This window comes from Streptomyces resistomycificus, assembly GCF_001514265.1.
In the GTDB taxonomy this organism is placed as follows: Bacteria; Actinomycetota; Actinomycetes; order Streptomycetales; family Streptomycetaceae; genus Streptomyces; species Streptomyces resistomycificus.
This window is the reverse complement of sequence record NZ_KQ948990.1, coordinates 916,461-932,051: the sequence shown is the minus strand read 5'-3', so window position 1 is coordinate 932,051 and position 15,591 is coordinate 916,461. Positions and strand designations below refer to the sequence as shown.

The 15,591-nt window shown below is 68.6% G+C and carries 16 protein-coding genes; all 16 read right to left on the bottom strand.

The window, feature by feature from the left end; translation table 11 throughout:
- Positions 1 to 36: 36 nt before the first annotated feature.
- Positions 37 to 1,473, bottom strand: a complete 1,437-nt coding sequence (atpD, locus tag AQJ84_RS14220) for a F0F1 ATP synthase subunit beta (protein WP_030042673.1) — start codon at positions 1,471 to 1,473, stop codon at positions 37 to 39.
- Positions 1,473 to 2,387 (bottom strand): F0F1 ATP synthase subunit gamma, encoded by a 915-nt coding sequence (locus AQJ84_RS14215; protein ID WP_030042674.1) that lies wholly within the window; start codon positions 2,385 to 2,387, stop codon positions 1,473 to 1,475. The genes atpD and AQJ84_RS14215 overlap by 1 nt, the downstream gene beginning before the upstream one ends.
- Before the next feature lie 20 nt (positions 2,388 to 2,407).
- A complete protein-coding gene (gene atpA / locus AQJ84_RS14210; protein ID WP_053191707.1) occupies positions 2,408 to 4,003 on the bottom strand; it encodes a F0F1 ATP synthase subunit alpha in 1,596 nt (531 codons plus the stop codon).
- A gap of 125 nt (positions 4,004 to 4,128) precedes the next feature.
- Complete coding sequence (locus AQJ84_RS14205) at positions 4,129 to 4,944, bottom strand: F0F1 ATP synthase subunit delta (RefSeq protein WP_053191709.1); 816 nt, start codon at positions 4,942 to 4,944, stop codon at positions 4,129 to 4,131.
- Positions 4,941 to 5,492, bottom strand: coding sequence for a F0F1 ATP synthase subunit B (locus AQJ84_RS14200; protein WP_030042675.1), 552 nt, complete (start codon positions 5,490 to 5,492; stop codon positions 4,941 to 4,943). The genes AQJ84_RS14205 and AQJ84_RS14200 overlap by 4 nt, the downstream gene beginning before the upstream one ends.
- Before the next feature lie 44 nt (positions 5,493 to 5,536).
- Complete coding sequence (locus tag AQJ84_RS14195; RefSeq protein WP_030042676.1) at positions 5,537 to 5,773, bottom strand: ATP synthase subunit c family protein; 237 nt, start codon at positions 5,771 to 5,773, stop codon at positions 5,537 to 5,539.
- Positions 5,774 to 5,852: 79 nt separating this feature from the next.
- The gene (gene atpB / locus AQJ84_RS14190) at positions 5,853 to 6,689 is read right to left on the bottom strand and encodes a F0F1 ATP synthase subunit A (protein WP_078632177.1); all 837 of its coding nucleotides are present in this window, start codon (positions 6,687 to 6,689) and stop codon (positions 5,853 to 5,855) included.
- Between the two features lie 210 nt (positions 6,690 to 6,899).
- Positions 6,900 to 7,346, bottom strand: a complete 447-nt coding sequence (locus AQJ84_RS14185; protein ID WP_030042678.1) for a hypothetical protein — start codon at positions 7,344 to 7,346, stop codon at positions 6,900 to 6,902.
- Between the two features lie 310 nt (positions 7,347 to 7,656).
- The gene (locus tag AQJ84_RS14180; protein ID WP_030042679.1) at positions 7,657 to 9,000 is read right to left on the bottom strand and encodes an MraY family glycosyltransferase; all 1,344 of its coding nucleotides are present in this window, start codon (positions 8,998 to 9,000) and stop codon (positions 7,657 to 7,659) included.
- Positions 9,001 to 9,129: 129 nt separating this feature from the next.
- Positions 9,130 to 10,371, bottom strand: coding sequence for a serine hydroxymethyltransferase (locus AQJ84_RS14175; protein ID WP_030042680.1), 1,242 nt, complete (start codon positions 10,369 to 10,371; stop codon positions 9,130 to 9,132).
- Between the two features lie 130 nt (positions 10,372 to 10,501).
- Positions 10,502 to 11,170 (bottom strand): arsenate reductase/protein-tyrosine-phosphatase family protein, encoded by a 669-nt coding sequence (locus AQJ84_RS14170; protein WP_053191713.1) that lies wholly within the window; start codon positions 11,168 to 11,170, stop codon positions 10,502 to 10,504.
- Positions 11,167 to 11,814, bottom strand: a complete 648-nt coding sequence (locus tag AQJ84_RS14165; RefSeq protein ID WP_030042682.1) for an L-threonylcarbamoyladenylate synthase — start codon at positions 11,812 to 11,814, stop codon at positions 11,167 to 11,169. The genes AQJ84_RS14170 and AQJ84_RS14165 overlap by 4 nt, the downstream gene beginning before the upstream one ends.
- Before the next feature lie 61 nt (positions 11,815 to 11,875).
- Positions 11,876 to 12,721, bottom strand: a complete 846-nt coding sequence (gene prmC / locus AQJ84_RS14160; protein WP_030042683.1) for a peptide chain release factor N(5)-glutamine methyltransferase — start codon at positions 12,719 to 12,721, stop codon at positions 11,876 to 11,878.
- A 39-nt stretch (positions 12,722 to 12,760) separates the two neighbouring features.
- Complete coding sequence (prfA, locus tag AQJ84_RS14155; protein WP_030042684.1) at positions 12,761 to 13,837, bottom strand: peptide chain release factor 1; 1,077 nt, start codon at positions 13,835 to 13,837, stop codon at positions 12,761 to 12,763.
- 108 nt (positions 13,838 to 13,945) lie between these two features.
- Positions 13,946 to 14,167: a 50S ribosomal protein L31 gene (rpmE, locus tag AQJ84_RS14150; RefSeq protein ID WP_030042685.1), complete on the bottom strand. Its 222-nt coding sequence runs from the start codon at positions 14,165 to 14,167 to the stop codon at positions 13,946 to 13,948.
- 195 nt (positions 14,168 to 14,362) lie between these two features.
- Positions 14,363 to 15,514, bottom strand: coding sequence for an LCP family protein (locus AQJ84_RS14145; RefSeq protein WP_030042686.1), 1,152 nt, complete (start codon positions 15,512 to 15,514; stop codon positions 14,363 to 14,365).
- Positions 15,515 to 15,591: the final 77 nt, after the last annotated feature.

The following is a 15,591-nucleotide window of genomic DNA, read 5'->3' as shown; positions in this document are numbered from 1 at the left end:
GCGGGACGCGCCCGCCCCTCTTCAAGAGCGCGAGGCTCAGGAGACGCCCAGCTCCTTGGCATTGGCCTTGAGGTCCTCGATGCCACCGCACAGGAAGAACGCCTGCTCCGGGAAGTGGTCGTACTCACCGTCGATGATCGCGTTGAAGGCCGCGATCGACTCGTCCAGCGGGACGTCCGACCCGTCGACGCCGGTGAACTGCTTGGCGACGTGGGTGTTCTGGGACAGGAAGCGCTCCACGCGACGGGCGCGGTGGACGGTGAGCTTGTCCTCCTCGCCCAGCTCGTCGATACCGAGGATCGCGATGATGTCCTGAAGGTCCTTGTACTTCTGAAGGACCGACTTGACGCGCATCGCGGCCGCGTAGTGGTCCGCCGCGATGTAGCGGGGGTCCAGGATGCGGGACGTGGAGTCCAGCGGGTCCACGGCCGGGTAGATGCCCTTCTCGGAGATCGGACGGGAGAGAACCGTCGTCGCGTCGAGGTGGGCGAAGGTGGTGGCCGGGGCCGGGTCGGTCAGGTCGTCCGCGGGGACGTAGATCGCCTGCATCGAGGTGATCGAGTGACCACGGGTCGAGGTGATGCGCTCCTGGAGGAGACCCATCTCGTCGGCCAGGTTCGGCTGGTAACCCACCGCGGAGGGCATACGGCCGAGCAGGGTCGAGACCTCGGAGCCGGCCTGCGTGAAGCGGAAGATGTTGTCGATGAAGAACAGCACGTCCTGCTTCTGCACATCGCGGAAGTACTCCGCCATGGTCAGACCGGCGAGGGCCACGCGCAGACGGGTGCCCGGGGGCTCGTCCATCTGGCCGAAGACCAGAGCGGTCTTGTCGATGACGCCCGACTCGGACATCTCCTCGATGAGGTCGTTGCCCTCACGGGTGCGCTCGCCGACACCGGCGAACACGGAGACACCGTCGTGGTTGTTGGCGACGCGGTAGATCATCTCCTGGATGAGCACCGTCTTGCCGACGCCGGCACCGCCGAACAGACCGATCTTTCCACCCTTGACGTACGGGGTGAGAAGGTCGATGACCTTGACGCCGGTCTCGAACATCTCGGTCTTCGACTCGAGCTCGTCGAAGTTCGGGGCCTTGCGGTGGATGCCCCAGCGCTCACCCTCGTAGCGCTCGTCGGTGTTCAGAACCTCACCGAGGGTGTTGAACACCTTGCCCTTGGTGAAGTCGCCGACCGGCACCGTGATGGAGGCACCGGTGTCGGTGACGGCGGCCTGGCGGACCAGACCGTCGGTGGGCTGCATCGAGATCGTGCGGACCAGGCCGTCACCCAGGTGCTGGGCGACCTCCAGGGTCAGCGTCTTCTTCGCACCGTCCTGGGCCGGGTCGGCCACCTCGACGTGCAGAGCGTTGTAGATCTCCGGCATCGCGTCGACGGGGAACTCCACGTCGACGACCGGGCCGATGACCCGGGCGACGCGGCCCGTGGCAACGGCCGTCTCAACTGTCGTCGTCATTACCTGTCACTCCCCGCGGTCGCGTCGGCCAAGGCTGCGGAGCCACCGACGATCTCGCTGATTTCCTGGGTGATTTCGGCCTGGCGGGCCGCGTTGGCAAGTCGGGAGAGCGTGGTGATGAGCTCTCCCGCGTTGTCGGTGGCCGACTTCATCGCGCGGCGCGTGGCGGCGTGCTTGGAGGCGGCCGACTGGAGCAGCGCGTTGTAGATACGGCTCTCGACGTACCGCGGCAGCAGGGCGTCGAGGACGTCCTCAGCCGACGGCTCGAAGTCGTACAGCGGAAGGATCTCACCCTGGGGCGCTTCCTCGGCGACCTCTTCGAGGCGCAGCGGCAGCAGACGGCTGTCGATCGCCGTCTGCGTCATCATCGACACGAACTCGGTGTAGACGATGTGGAGCTCGTCCACACCACCCTCGGCCGTGTCCGTCTCGATGGCCTCGATCAGCGGACCCGCGACCTTCTTCGCGTCCGCGTAGGTGGGCTCGTCGGTGAAACCCGACCACGACTCCACGACCTTGCGCTCGCGGAAGTTGTAGTGGGCCAGACCGCGGCGGCCGACGATGTACGTGTCGACCTCCTTGCCCTCGGCCTCGAGGCGGGCGGTGAGCAGCTCCGCCGCCTTGATGGCGTTGGCGTTGAAGGCGCCGGCCAGTCCGCGGTCGCTCGTGAGGAGCAGCACCGCGGAACGGGTCGCCGTCTCGGCCTCGGTGGTCAGCGGGTGCTTGGTGTTCGAACCGGTGCCGACCGCCGTGACCGCGCGGGTGAGCTCGGTCGCGTACGGCGTGGAGGCCGCCACCTTGCGCTGCGCCTTGACGACGCGCGAGGCGGCGATCATCTCCATCGCCTTGGTGATCTTCTTGGTCGCGGTGACGGATCGGATGCGACGCTTGTAGACCCGGAGCTGGGCTCCCATGAGTCAGGTCCCTTCCTACGTCACTTGGAGACGTTGACGGACGGAGCGTCCTCGCCGAGCAGCTTGCCGTCCGAGGTCTCGAACTGCTTCTTGAACTCGGTGATGGCGTCGGCGACGGCCGTCAGCGTGTCGTCGGACATCTTGCCGCCCTCCTTGATGGAGGTCATGAGGCCCTGCTCCTTGCGGTGCAGGTACTCCAGGAGCTCCTTCTCGAAGCGACGGATGTCGGCGACCGGTACGTCGTCCATCTTGCCGGTGGTGCCGGCCCAGACGGAGACGACCTGGTCCTCGGTCGGCATCGGCTGGTACTGAGCCTGCTTGAGCAGCTCGACCAGGCGCTGACCGCGCTCCAGCTGCGACTTCGACGCGGCGTCCAGGTCGGAACCGAAGGCGGCGAACGCCTCCAGCTCACGGAACTGGGCGAGGTCCAGACGCAGACGGCCGGAGACCTGCTTCATCGCCTTGTGCTGCGCGGAACCGCCGACTCGGGAGACGGAGATACCGACGTTCAGCGCGGGGCGCTGACCGGCGTTGAACAGGTCCGACTCCAGGAAGCACTGGCCGTCGGTGATGGAGATGACGTTGGTCGGGATGAACGCCGAGACGTCGTTGGCCTTGGTCTCGACGATCGGCAGACCCGTCATCGAACCGGCACCCAGCTCGTCGGAGAGCTTCGCGCAGCGCTCCAGCAGACGGGAGTGCAGGTAGAAGACGTCACCCGGGTAGGCCTCACGGCCCGGCGGGCGGCGCAGCAGCAGCGACACGGCGCGGTAGGCGTCGGCCTGCTTCGACAGGTCGTCGAAGATGATCAGGACGTGCTTGCCCTCGTACATCCACTGCTGGCCGATGGCCGAGCCGGTGTACGGCGCCAGGTACTTGAAGCCGGCCGGGTCGGACGCCGGGGCGGCGACGATGGTCGTGTACTCCAGCGCGCCGGCCTCGTCGAGGGCGCCACGCACGGAGGCGATGGTCGAGCCCTTCTGACCGATGGCGACGTAGACGCAGCGGACCTGCTTCTTCGGGTCGCCCGAGCGCCAGTTGTCACGCTGGTTGATGATCGTGTCGACGGCCAGGGCGGTCTTGCCGGTCTGGCGGTCACCGATGACCAGCTGACGCTGGCCACGGCCGATCGGGGTCATCGCGTCGACGGCCTTGTAGCCGGTCTCCATCGGCTCGTGCACCGACTTACGGGCCATGACGCCCGGAGCCTGCAGCTCGAGGGCGCGTCGGCCGCTGGTCTCGATCTCGCCGAGACCGTCGATCGGGTTGCCGAGCGGGTCGACAACGCGGCCGAGGTAGCCCTCGCCGACGGCCACGGACAGGACCTCGCCGGTGCGGGTGACCGGCTGACCCTCCTCGATGCCGTTGAACTCGCCGAGGACGACCGCACCGATCTCGCGCTCTTCGAGGTTCAGCGCGAGACCGAGGGTGCCGTCCTCGAACTTCAGCAGTTCGTTCGCCATGGCCGAGGGCAGGCCCTCGATCTTGGCGATACCGTCGCCGGCGACGGTGACCGTACCGACCTCCTCGCGCGAGGCCGCGTCCGGCTGGTACGACTGGACGAAGTTCTCCAGCGCGTCCCGGATCTCCTCCGGCCGGATCGTGAGCTCCGCCATCTGGGTTCCCTGCTCTCCTTGTTGGGCCCGAAGTTTCACTTTGGGGGTCTGGGGGCGACCCCCAGGATTCTTCTGCACGGCCCAACATGGGCCGTAATAAGTACGTACTGCTATGAAGTTTGCTGCTAGCTCGCCAGGCGGCGGCGCGCGTCCTCGATCCGGTCCGCGATGGAACCGTTGATGACCTCGTCACCGACCTGCACCTGGATCCCGCCGAGGACCTCGGGGTCCACGTCGAGGTTGAGGTGCATCCGGCGGCCGTAGAGCTTCGCGAGGGCCGCGCCCAGGCGCTGCTTCTGCGGGTCGCTCAGCGGTACCGCCGAGGTGACGACCGCCACCATGCGCTCCCGGCGCTCGGCGGCGAGCTTGGACAGGGACTCGATGCCCGCTTCCAGGCTACGTCCCCGCGGCTGGGTCACAAGGCGCGTCACCAGACGCTCGGTGGTCGCGGCGGTCCGGCTGCCGAGCAGGCTGCGCAGCAGCTCGCCCTTGGCCGAGGCCGGGGCCTTGCGGTCGGTCAGCGCGGCGCGCAGCTCGGTGTTCGAGGCGACGATCCGGCCGAACCGGAACAGCTCGTCCTCGACGCTGTCGAGCGTGCCCGCCTTCTGCGCGGCGGTGAGGTCGGCGAGGGCCGCCAGCTCCTCCAGCGCGTCCACCAGGTCGCGCGACTGCGACCAGCGGGAACGCACCATGCCGGACACCAGGTCGGCGCTCTCGCCACTGACCTGGGAGCCGAGCAGGCGCTGGGCCAGTTCGGCCTTGGCCTCGCCGGGCTGCGCCGGGTCGGTCAGGACCCGACGCAGCGACACCTCGCGGTCGAGCAGCGCGGTGACGGCGGCCAGCTCGTCGGCGAGCGAGCCGGCGTCCACGGACGTGGAGTCCGTCAGCGCGTCGAGACGCTCGCGTGCGGCTGCCAGGGCCTCGCGGCTCGCTCCGTTCATCGGGTGGCCTCGGCCTTCTCCTCGAGGTCGTCGAGGAAGCGGTCGATCACACGGCTCTGCCGGGCGTGGTCCTCGAGGGACTCACCGACGAGCTTGCCGGCCAGCTCGGTCGCCAGCGAGCCGACGTCCTGACGGAGCGCGGACGCGGCGGCCTTGCGGTCGGCCTCGATCTGGGAGTGACCGGCGGCGACGATCTCCTCGCGCTGCCGCTGGCCTTCCGCACGCATCTCGGCGATGAGCGCGGCACCCTGCTCCTGCGCCTCCTGGCGCAGCCGCGCGGCCTCGTGACGGGCCTCGGCGAGCTGGGCCTTGTACTGCTCGAGGACGCTCTGGGCCTCGGTCTGCGCGGCCTCGGCCTTCTCGATACCGCCCTCGATGGCCTCGCGGCGCTCTTCCAGAACCTTGTTGATGTTCGGGAGGAGCTTCTTGGCAAGGAAGCCGAAGACGATGACGAAGGCGATGAGGCCGATGACGAGCTCGGGGATCGGCGGGATGAGGGGGTTCTCGGTCTCCCCCTCAGCCGCCATCTGAATGAGCAGGTGGCTCATGTCGTTGCCTTTCGTCTGGGTTGCTGGTCGTCAGCCTGAAGCGATCAGGAGCCGTAGACGAACGGCATAACCAGACCGATCAGGGCGAGCGCCTCACAGAAGGCGAAGCCCAGGATCTGGTTGGCACGGATCAGGCCGGCAGCCTCGGGCTGGCGGGCCAGGGCCTGGGTGCCGTTACCGAAGATGATGCCGACGCCGACGCCGGGGCCGATGGCGGCGAGACCGTAGCCGATGGAGCCGAGAGCCTTGAGGTCACCGGTGACAGCGGCAAGAGTAGACATGCCAGTTCTTCCTTCTCTTTCAAGGACCGGTGGGGGTTGGCCACCGGACGTCTTCAGGGGTGTGTAAGGGCGTGCGTGCTCAGTGGTGCTCGGCGAGCGCGCCCTGGATGAAGCTGCACGTCAGGAGCACGAAGACGTACGCCTGAAGGGCCTGAACGAAGAGCTCGAAGGCCGTCATGACGATGACCATGATGAACGAGACACCGGCGTAGGCGATGCCGATGCCGTTCAGCAGGTACCAGCTGGCGATCGTGAAGAGCAGCAGCAGCGTGTGGCCCGCGAACATGTTCGCGAAGAGTCGGACGGCGTGCGTGAAGGGACGGACGAGCAGGTTCGAGAAGAACTCGATCGTCATCGACAGCGGCAGCACCGCACCGAGCGACTTGTCGTAACCGGTGAAGTTCTTGAAGGCGCCGACGAAACCGTGGCGCTTGAACGTCAACGAGACCCAGAGGATGTAGACGATCAGCGCCAGGACCAACGGGTAGGAAATGATCGACGTCACCGGGAACTGGGCGATCGGAACGATCGACCAGAGGTTCATCATCCAGATGAAGAAGAAGAGCGAGACGACCAGAGGGACGTACTTCTCGCCTTCCTTCTTGCCGATGGTCTCGTAGACGACACCACGGCGGATGAAGTCGTAGCCGGCCTCGGCAACCAGCTGCAGCTTGCCGGGGACGACCTTGGGCTTACGGAAAGCGGCCCAGAAGAAGCCGATGATGATGACCGAGCCGAGCAGGGCCAGCAGCATCGTCTTGTTGAAGTAGACGGCGTCGTCCTGGTGGCCCCAGATGGGCTCGAACAGGAACGAGTGCAGGCCGGGGGCCGGGAAGCCACATCCGTCGAAGATGTGGCAGTCGGTCTCGAAGGCGAGCACCTGCGTCGGGTCAGCACTCACCGCGGGCTCCTTCAGCGTGACGCATGGGTACGGCAACCTCGTTGTGTCGGCGCGGTGTACCACCGCGGTTCGGCACGGGACTGGTGTTACGGATGTGGGGGCGGCTGTGGGGCATCTCGCCTCGCGATTGAGCAGGCGTCAGCTCGGATGCCCGCGCCCGCGATGCCGCAGTTGGCACCGGACGATAGCAGGAGATCTCAGACGCCTTTATCCCGACCCTATCCCTCACGACGAGTGCCCTGATTTTTCGGGCTTCTCGCCCTTCTCGGGGGTGCTCGAATCGGGTTCGACGTAGAGGATCTTGGACTTCATGTGGGCCCACGCCTGAGCGGCGATCCAGGCCAGTGTGCCGACAAGCAGAGTGACCGCGAAGGCCTTCGGATTGAACAGCGTCGTGTCCTTGAAGGCGGCCATGAAGATGAACAACAGCAGGATCTGCGCCGTGTAGAGCATCAGACCCATCGCTTGGAACAGGTGCGGAAGCGATTTGGCAGTGCGCTGCAGAACGTAGAGGCCGATCCCCATGAAGAGAATGACGACCACCGCGGCCACGATCGCCCCGATCGCCCCCTTGCCGCCGGCGACCACACCACTGACGACGGCGGCAACAGCGCCGACGGCAGCTGTGGGCACAGCAGCCTGGAGCAGGATCCGGACGTCGTTGGACGGCATGGCGGCAACTCCGCTTTCGCAGGGGGGCAGGGGTGTCGTCATGGACGAGCGTAGACCCGGGCTGAGCGTGAGCCACACGCCAAGGGACCGTCGCACTGCGGTCCTTCGGCTCTACCCCGGGTTCTCGTGAACCGTATCACAAACTATTTGATGCGGTCTTTACCAAGTGGGTGTGCCCACTGTCACACATGAGAGTGAACCTGCCCGTCTGTGCAGGAACGCGACCGGGTTGTCTGGTATTGGGGAAGTTTGCTCCCCTGCCCAACCCCCACGCGTTGGCAATGCTTTAGTCAGATTCTTACCTTGGGCGTCAGCGCGACGACTCGGCCTTACCCCGGTCCAGGAGGTGCGAACGGGCACCGAGGGCGGTCGCCCCGTTGACGCCGGCCACCCCGGCGGCGACCGGGGTACGCGGCTCCTCCTCGAGAGGGGTGCCCTCCTCGGACGCGGCCGGCTCCGTGACGGCCGCGGGTTCCGCCTCGGCCCGGCGGCGGCGGTAGCGCGGCGGCACGAAGTGCTCGGCCCACCGCGGGGTGCGCGGCGTGAAGCGGGGCAGCAGGAGCAGGATCAGCCCGATCGCGCTGAGGAAGACCACGCCCAGCACGATCCACATGGACGCCGAGTTCACCGAGTAGGCGAGCGCGCCGAAGGCGATCAGCGCCGACCAGAAGTACATGATCAGGACCGCCCGGCTGTGCGAGTGCCCGATCTCCAGCAGCCGGTGGTGCAGGTGCCCGCGGTCCGCCGCGAACGGCGACTGGCCGCGCCAGGTACGGCGCACGATCGCCAGGATCAGGTCGGCGGCCGGGATCGCGATGATCGTCAGCGGCAGCAGCAGGGGGATGTAGACGGGGACCGTCTGGTGCACCGCCGCCTTCTCGGACCCGGCGAACAGCTTCAGCGCGTCCGGGTCGACCTGCCCGGTGATGGAGATCGCGCCGGCCGCCAGCACCAGACCGATGAGCATCGAACCGGAGTCGCCCATGAAGATCCGCGCGGGGTGCATGTTGTGCGGCAGGAAGCCGAGGCACATGCCCATCAGGATCGCCGAGAACAGCGTGGCCGGGGCGGCGGCCTCGATGCCGTACGAGACCCAGACGCGGTAGGCGTACAGGAAGAACGCGGCCGAGGCGATGCACACCATGCCGGCGGCGAGGCCGTCGAGGCCGTCGACGAAGTTCACCGCGTTGATGGTGATGACGACGAGCGCGACCGTCAGCAGGGTGCCCTGCCACTGGGTCAGCGCGACGTTGCCCACGGTCGGGATCGGCAGCCACAGGATCGTCAGACCCTGCATGACCATCACGCCCGCGGCGATCATCTGGCCGCCGAGCTTGATCAGGGCGTCGATCTCGAACTTGTCGTCCAGCACACCGATCAGCCAGATCAGCGCCGCCCCGGAGAGCAGCGCCCGCGGCTCGTTGGACTTGGCGAAGACCTGGTTGAGGTTGGTGAGGTGGTCGGCGGCCAGCAGCCCCGCGCACAGTCCGAAGAACATGGCGATACCGCCGAGCCGCGGCGTCGGTTCCCGGTGCACGTCACGGGCCCGGATCGCCGGCATCGCTCCGGCCACGATCGCGAACTTCCGTACCGGCCCTGTCAGCAGATACGTCACCGCGGCCGTGATGCAGAGCGTCAGCAGGTATTCACGCACGGGCTTCCCCACAGGTCTCGCTGGCCATCTCAGCCCCACACCCTAGCGACGGACGCTTACGAGTGGGGACTTCCGGGTAGCGACGATGGTTGCACGAGTGGCTGTGCACCCTGGTGCGTCTACCCCCGCTCAGGCGGGATAGGGCGGAAATCCACCGACCAGCTCCCGCACTTCTTCACGGGCCCGCTGGCTGTCCACCTCGCCTCTGAGCACCCCCGCGAAGAGTACGGCGATCTTCACCATCTCCGCCTCCCCCATCCCCTGGGTGGTCACGGCCGCGGTGCCCAGCCGCAGGCCACGGACGTCCGCGTGCGGCAGCGCACAGCAGTCGAGCACCATCCCCGCGGCGGCGAGACGGCCGCGGGCGGAGCGCCCGTCGACGCCGAGAGGCGCCGGGTCGGCCGTCACGAGATGGGTGTCGGTGCCGCCGGTGGTGATGACGAGCCCCTCGGCGGCGAGCGCTGCCGCCAGCACCCGGGCGTTGGCCACCACCTGATGGGCGTACGCCGTGAAGGCCGGGGTCGCCGCCTCGCCGAACGCGACCGCCTTGGCGGCGATGGTGTGCATCTGCGCACCGCCCTGCGTGAACGGGAAGACGGCCCGGTCGACCCGCTCGGCGAGGTCCGCGCCGCACAGGATCATGCCGCCGCGCGGTCCGCGCAGCACCTTGTGGGTGGTGGCGCACACCACATCGGCGTACGGCACCGGACTGGGCGCCGCTCCCCCGGCGACGAGCCCGATGGGATGGGCGGCGTCCGCGATCAGATACGCGCCCACCTCGTCGGCGACCTCCCGGAAGAAGGCGTAGTCGATGTGCCGGGGATAGGCGATGGACCCGCAGACGATCGCCTTGGGCCGGTGCGTACGGGCGAGGGTGCGGACCTGCTCGTGGTCGATGAACCCGGTCTCGGCGTCCACCCCGTAGCCCACGAAGTCGAACCAGCGGCCGGAGAAGTTGGCCGGGGAGCCGTGCGTGAGGTGGCCGCCGTAGGGCAGGCCGAGGGCCAGGACGGTGTCGCCGGGGCGCAGCAGGGCGGCGTACGCGGCCAGCACGGCCGACGAGCCGGAGTGGGACTGCACGTTGGCGTGCGCGGCCCCGAAGAGCGCCTTCGCGCGCTCCACGGCGATCCGCTCGGCGACGTCGACCATCTCGCAGCCGCCGTGGTGCCGGGCGCCCGGATACCCCTCGGCGTACTTGTTGGCGAGCGGCGAGCCGAGGGCCGCCAGGACGGCCGGCGAGCAGAAGTTCTCGGCGGCGATCAGCTGCAGCGACGTCGACTGCCGGTCGAGCTCCCCGAGCAGGATCTCGGCCAGCTCGGGGTCCTGCCGCAGCAGGGCGTCGGCGGTCTCGGGGGCGTGGGTGACCGACATGGTGGGCTCCGGGCGTCGACGGTGACGTACGACCAATGTAGGCCCGGGACGCGTGGGGTGCTCGGCTGTTACGCCCTTGCGGGGACACCCCCGACGCGTCCCCGCACCACCGGCCGTGCCCGCGCCCTCGTCAGGTGCGCGCGGGCACGCCCGTCAACGCCGTGACCACCGGGTCCAGTGCCTGGTTTATCTCGTCCCCGATGGAGCGGAAGAACGGCAGCGGGGCGCCGTAGGGGTCGAAGACCTCGTCCGCCTCGGCCGTGGGGGCCAGGAGCCACCCGCGTAGAGCCGCCGCGGCGCGGACCAGGGCCCGGGCGCGGGCGACCATGCCGTCCTCCAGGGGCGGCAGGGTCGCGGGGTCTATCGCCTTCACCAGGCGGGTGAACTCCTTCAGGGTGAAGGTGCGCAGGCCCGCCGAGTGGCCCATGGAGATGACCTGGGCGCGGTGGTCGCGGGTCGCGGTCAGGACCAGGTCGGCCATGATGACGTGCTCGTCGAGCAGTTCGCGGCCCGTGAAGCCGGAGGCGTCCGCGCCGAAGTCGGCCAGCACGGTCTCCGCGTTGGCCTCCATGGGCGCGCCCTCGTGGCCCCAGGTGCCGGCGCTCTCCACGATCAGCCCGCCCCACAGCGGGTCGCCGAGCCGGTCCGCCAGGGCATGGCGGGTCAGCCGCTCGGTGATCGGCGAGCGGCACACGTTGCCGGTGCTGACGTGGAGGATCCGGAAGTTGTTCATGGGGAGCCCGAAGGTCCCTGTCTCTTCCCCGTTGCCTATGCCACGCCCCGCGTCAGGGGCCGTCAATTCGCCACCTCGAGGTCGGGTACGACCTTGCGCAGCTCGTCGGCCGAGATCGCACCCGCGCGCAGCAGCAGCGGTACCTCGCGGGTGACGTCGACGATCGACGACGGGACGTTGCCGGGGGTCGGGCCGCCGTCCAGGTACACGGAGACCGAGTCGCCGAGCATCTCCTGCGCCGCGTCACAGTCCTCCGGCGCCGGGTGGCCCGTCAGGTTCGCCGAGGAGACCGCCATCGGGCCGACCTCGGTCAGCAGCTCGATGGCGACCGGGTGCAGCGGCATGCGCACGGCGACGGTGCCCCGGGTGTCGCCCAGGTCCCACTGCAGCGACGGCTGGTGCCTGGCGACGAGGGTGAGCGCGCCCGGCCAGAAGGCGTCGACGAGCTCCCAGGCCAGCTCGGAGAAGTCCGTGACGAGACCGTGGAGGGTGTTCGGGGAGCCGATCAGGACAGGGGTGGGCATGTTGCGGCCCCGGCCCTTGGCCTCCAGGAGGTCCGACACCGCTTCCGAGGAGAACGCGTCGGCGCCGATGCCGTACACCGTGTCGGTCGGCAGCACCACGAGCTCGCCACGGCGGACGGCGGACGCGGCCTCGCGCAGACCGGTCGTGCGGTCGGTCGCGTCATTGGTGTCGTATCGCCGAGCCATGTCTAGCGGGCCTCCTCGTACACGAAGTACACGTACTTCCGGGAAACGGTCTGGGGGGCGTTCACGGCGTCGCCCTGCGGGCGGTCGCGAAGCGGGGGCGGTTGTTGAGGTCGGGGTGGTCGGCCGCGTCGGCCCAGCCCCGCTCCTCGGTGAAGATCCACGGCACCTGGCCGCCCTGGGTGTCGGCGTGCTCGATGACGACGACACCGCCCGGGCGAAGGAGCCGGTGTGCGGTGCGTTCGATGCCGCGGATCAGGTCGAGGCCGTCCTCCCCCGAGAACAGGGCGAGTTCGGGGTCGTAGTCCCGTGCCTCGGGTGCGACGTACTCCCATTCGGTGAGCGGGATGTACGGCGGGTTGGAGATGACCAGGTCGACCTGGCCGTCGAGGTCGGGGAAGGCGTCCAGGGCGTTGCCCTGACGCAGGTCGACCCTGGACCCCTCCGTGTTCTTGCGCGTCCACCTCAGGGCGTCCTCGGACAGCTCCACGGCGTGCACGCGGGAGCGCGGGACCTCCTGGGCGAGGGCGAGCGCGATGGCGCCGGAGCCGGTGCAGAGGTCGACGATGCAGGGCTCCACGACGTCCATGGCCCGTACGGCGTCTATGGCCCACCCGACCACGGACTCCGTCTCGGGACGCGGCACGAACACGCCTGGCCCGACCTGGAGTTCCAGGTACCGGAAGAAGGCCCGCCCGGTGATGTGCTGCAGCGGCTCGCGCTGTTCACGCCGGGCGATGACCTCCCAGTAGCGGGCGTCGAAGTCCGAGTCCTTCACGGAGTGCAGCTCGCCCCGCTTCACGCCGTGCACGAACGCGGCGAGCTCCTCCGCGTCGTTGCGCGGCGAGGGCACGCCGGCGTCGGCCAGCCGCTGGGTGGCCTGGGCCACCTCTGCGAGCAGCAGGTTCACGCAAGTCCTCCGTGTCGTACTGGAGCGTGGGTACGCCTCTTACGCGGCCGCGAGCTTGGCGGCCGAGTCCGCGTCGACGCAGGCCTGGATCATCGCGTCGAGGTCGCCGTCCAGGACCTGGTCCAGGTTGTACGCCTTGAAGCCGACGCGGTGGTCCGAGATGCGGTTCTCCGGGAAGTTGTAGGTGCGGATCTTCTCGGAGCGGTCGACGGTGCGGACCTGGCTGCGGCGGGCGTCCGCGGCCTCCCGCTCCGCCTCCTCCTGCGCCGCCGCGAGCAGCCTGGAGCGCAGGATACGCATCGCCTGCTCCTTGTTCTGCAGCTGGCTCTTCTCGTTCTGGCAGGAGGCGACGACTCCGGTGGGAACGTGCGTGATGCGCACGGCGGAGTCGGTGGTGTTGACGGACTGGCCACCGGGCCCGGAGGACCGGTAGACGTCGATGCGGAGGTCGTTGGGGTTGATCTCCACGTCGACCTCCTCGGCCTCGGGGGTCACGAGGACACCGGCGGCGGAGGTGTGGATACGGCCCTGGGACTCGGTCGCGGGCACACGCTGCACGCGGTGCACGCCGCCCTCGTACTTGAGGCGGGCCCAGACGCCTTGGCCGGGTTCGGTGGCGCCCTGGCCACCCTTGGTCTTCACGGCGACCTGGACGTCCTTGTAGCCGCCCAGCTCGGACTCGGTGGCGTCGATGATCTCGGTCTTCCAGCCGACCCGCTCGGCGTAGCGCAGGTACATCCGCAGCAGGTCGCCGGCGAACAGGGCCGACTCGTCGCCACCCGCGCCCGCCTTGATCTCGAGGATGACGTCCTTGTCGTCGCTGGGGTCACGCGGGACGAGGAGGAGGCGCAGCTTCTCGGTCAGCTCCTCGCGCTGCTTCTCCAGGTCCTTGACCTCTGCGGCGAAGTCCGGGTCGACGGCGGCGTACTCGCGCCCGGTCTCGATGTCGTCACCGGTCTGCTTCCAGGAGCGGTACGTGGCGACGATCGGGGTGAGCTCGGCGTACCGCTTGTTCAGCTTGCGCGCGTTGGCCTGGTCGGCGTGGACCGACGGGTCGGCCAGCTTCTTCTCCAGGTCGGCGTGCTCACCGACGAGGTCCTCGACGGCCTCGAACATCTCAGGGCTCCTGTTACTGCGGGTGAAAGGGAAGGCGGGCGACCAAAAACGCCGGTCCCGGTGCGCCCGGTGAAGGGGCGCGACCGTGGACCGGCGAAATGGGGCTCGCTACTTCTTGGAGCCGGCGGCCTTGCCGAAGCGGGCCTCGAAGCGGGCCACACGGCCACCGGTGTCGAGGATCTTCTGCTTGCCCGTGTAGAACGGGTGGCACTCGGAGCAGACCTCGGCACGGATGGTGCCGGAGTCGATGGTGCTCCGGGTGGTGAACGACGCGCCACAGGTGCAGCTGACCTGCGTCTCGACGTACTCGGGGTGGATGTCGCGCTTCAAGGTGTCTCCTAGTTTCGGGAGGGCGCCGGGTCGCAGCCGCGGGATGCGGAGGCGTGAACCGGAGCCGACGTACCAGTCTGCCAGGACTGGGGCCATCCCCCAAAACCGGGGGCGGGGGTCAGGTATTCCCCGTGGGCCGGTGGGGGCTGATCGCGCTCACGCGACGGAGCCGCCCACGGGTGCGGTCGCACACCTCTAACCGGCGCTCACGACTCCCTTGGCGTCACCGGTGGCCGTGCCTTCGGTGGCCGACTTCGGGATCGCCTTGTCGTTCTCCAGGGCGTTCCACACCTGCTTGGCCTGGGCCTCCCTGACGATCACCCGGTTCGGGTCCGCCGGGTCGTACTGGACCGGCATCGTGACCATGTGCATGTGGGAGGCGCTGATGTTCTTGAGCCCGCCGGCGAAGGACATGAGCGAGTTGATCGAGCCCAGGTCGGAGTCGGTCGTGACGGCCTTGGTGGCGGTGTTGGCGAGGTCGTACAGCTTGGTGCCGTCGCCGAACAGGTTGATGCTCTTGACCTGGTTGATCAGTGCCTTGATGAAGGCCTGCTGGAGCTGGATGCGGCCGAGGTCGGAGCCGTCGCCGACGCCGTGCCGGGTGCGGACCAGGCCGAGGGCCTGCTCACCGCCGAGCTGGTGCGTGCCGGCCTTCAGGTCGAGGTGGCTGTCGTCGTCCTTGATGTCCTTGGTCGTGGTGACCTTGACGCCGCCGAGCTCGTCGATGATCTTCTCGAAGCCGCTGAAGTCGACCTCGAGGTAGTGGTCCATGCGGATGCCGCTGATGCTCTCGACGGTCTTCACCGCGCAGGCGGCGCCCCCGGTCGAGTAGGCGGAGTTGAACATCACGCCGGACGCGGCGTCGTGCGTCTCGCCCTTGGTGTCGGTGCACTCGGGGCGGTCGATGATGGTGTCGCGGGGTATGGAGACCACGCTTGCCTTCTTGTGGCCCTTGTAGACGTGCACGATCATCGCGGTGTCGGAGCGGGCGCTGCCGTCGTCGGCGCCGCCGCCGAGCTTCTTGTTGCTGCCGGCGCGGGTGTCCGAGCCGAGGACGAGGATGTTCTCGGAGCCGTTGTCGACCTTCGTCGGCCGGGCGCTGCCGAGGGCCTGGTCGATGTTGACGCTCTTGATGTTGCCGTTGAGCTTGAAGTAGAGGTAGCCGGCTCCGGTGCCGCCGAGGACGACGATGCCGGCGGCGGTCCAGGCCGTCACGAGGAGGCCCTTGCGCTTGGCCCGGGGCTTTCGGCGACTGCCCTTGGCTCGGTGGCGGCCGGCGGTGCCGGGCTCACCCGCTGGGCCGGACGCACCCGGTATACCGGGCTCCGGCGTGCTCTCGGCGGACATGTGCTCCTCTTGTCTCCTCGGTCGGTTACCCCCTGCTTTCAGGGTCAGGCGTGGCCGAAGCGACCCGTACCGCGCCA

Coding starts and splice junctions, on each gene's coding strand:
- AQJ84_RS14215 (WP_030042674.1), bottom strand. CDS start 2,387: ATGGGAGCCCAGCTCCGGGTCTACAAGCGTCGCATCCGATCCGTCACC.
- AQJ84_RS14200 (WP_030042675.1), bottom strand. CDS start 5,492: ATGAGCCACCTGCTCATTCAGATGGCGGCTGAGGGGGAGACCGAGAAC.
- atpA (WP_053191707.1), bottom strand. CDS start 4,003: ATGGCGGAGCTCACGATCCGGCCGGAGGAGATCCGGGACGCGCTGGAG.
- AQJ84_RS14145 (WP_030042686.1), bottom strand. CDS start 15,514: ATGTCCGCCGAGAGCACGCCGGAGCCCGGTATACCGGGTGCGTCCGGC.
- AQJ84_RS14165 (WP_030042682.1), bottom strand. CDS start 11,814: ATGGCTCGGCGATACGACACCAATGACGCGACCGACCGCACGACCGGT.
- atpD (WP_030042673.1), bottom strand. CDS start 1,473: ATGACGACGACAGTTGAGACGGCCGTTGCCACGGGCCGCGTCGCCCGG.
- prfA (WP_030042684.1), bottom strand. CDS start 13,837: ATGTTCGAGGCCGTCGAGGACCTCGTCGGTGAGCACGCCGACCTGGAG.
- AQJ84_RS14205 (WP_053191709.1), bottom strand. CDS start 4,944: ATGAACGGAGCGAGCCGCGAGGCCCTGGCAGCCGCACGCGAGCGTCTC.
- AQJ84_RS14195 (WP_030042676.1), bottom strand. CDS start 5,773: ATGTCTACTCTTGCCGCTGTCACCGGTGACCTCAAGGCTCTCGGCTCC.
- AQJ84_RS14185 (WP_030042678.1), bottom strand. CDS start 7,346: ATGCCGTCCAACGACGTCCGGATCCTGCTCCAGGCTGCTGTGCCCACA.
- AQJ84_RS14175 (WP_030042680.1), bottom strand. CDS start 10,371: ATGTCGGTCACCCACGCCCCCGAGACCGCCGACGCCCTGCTGCGGCAG.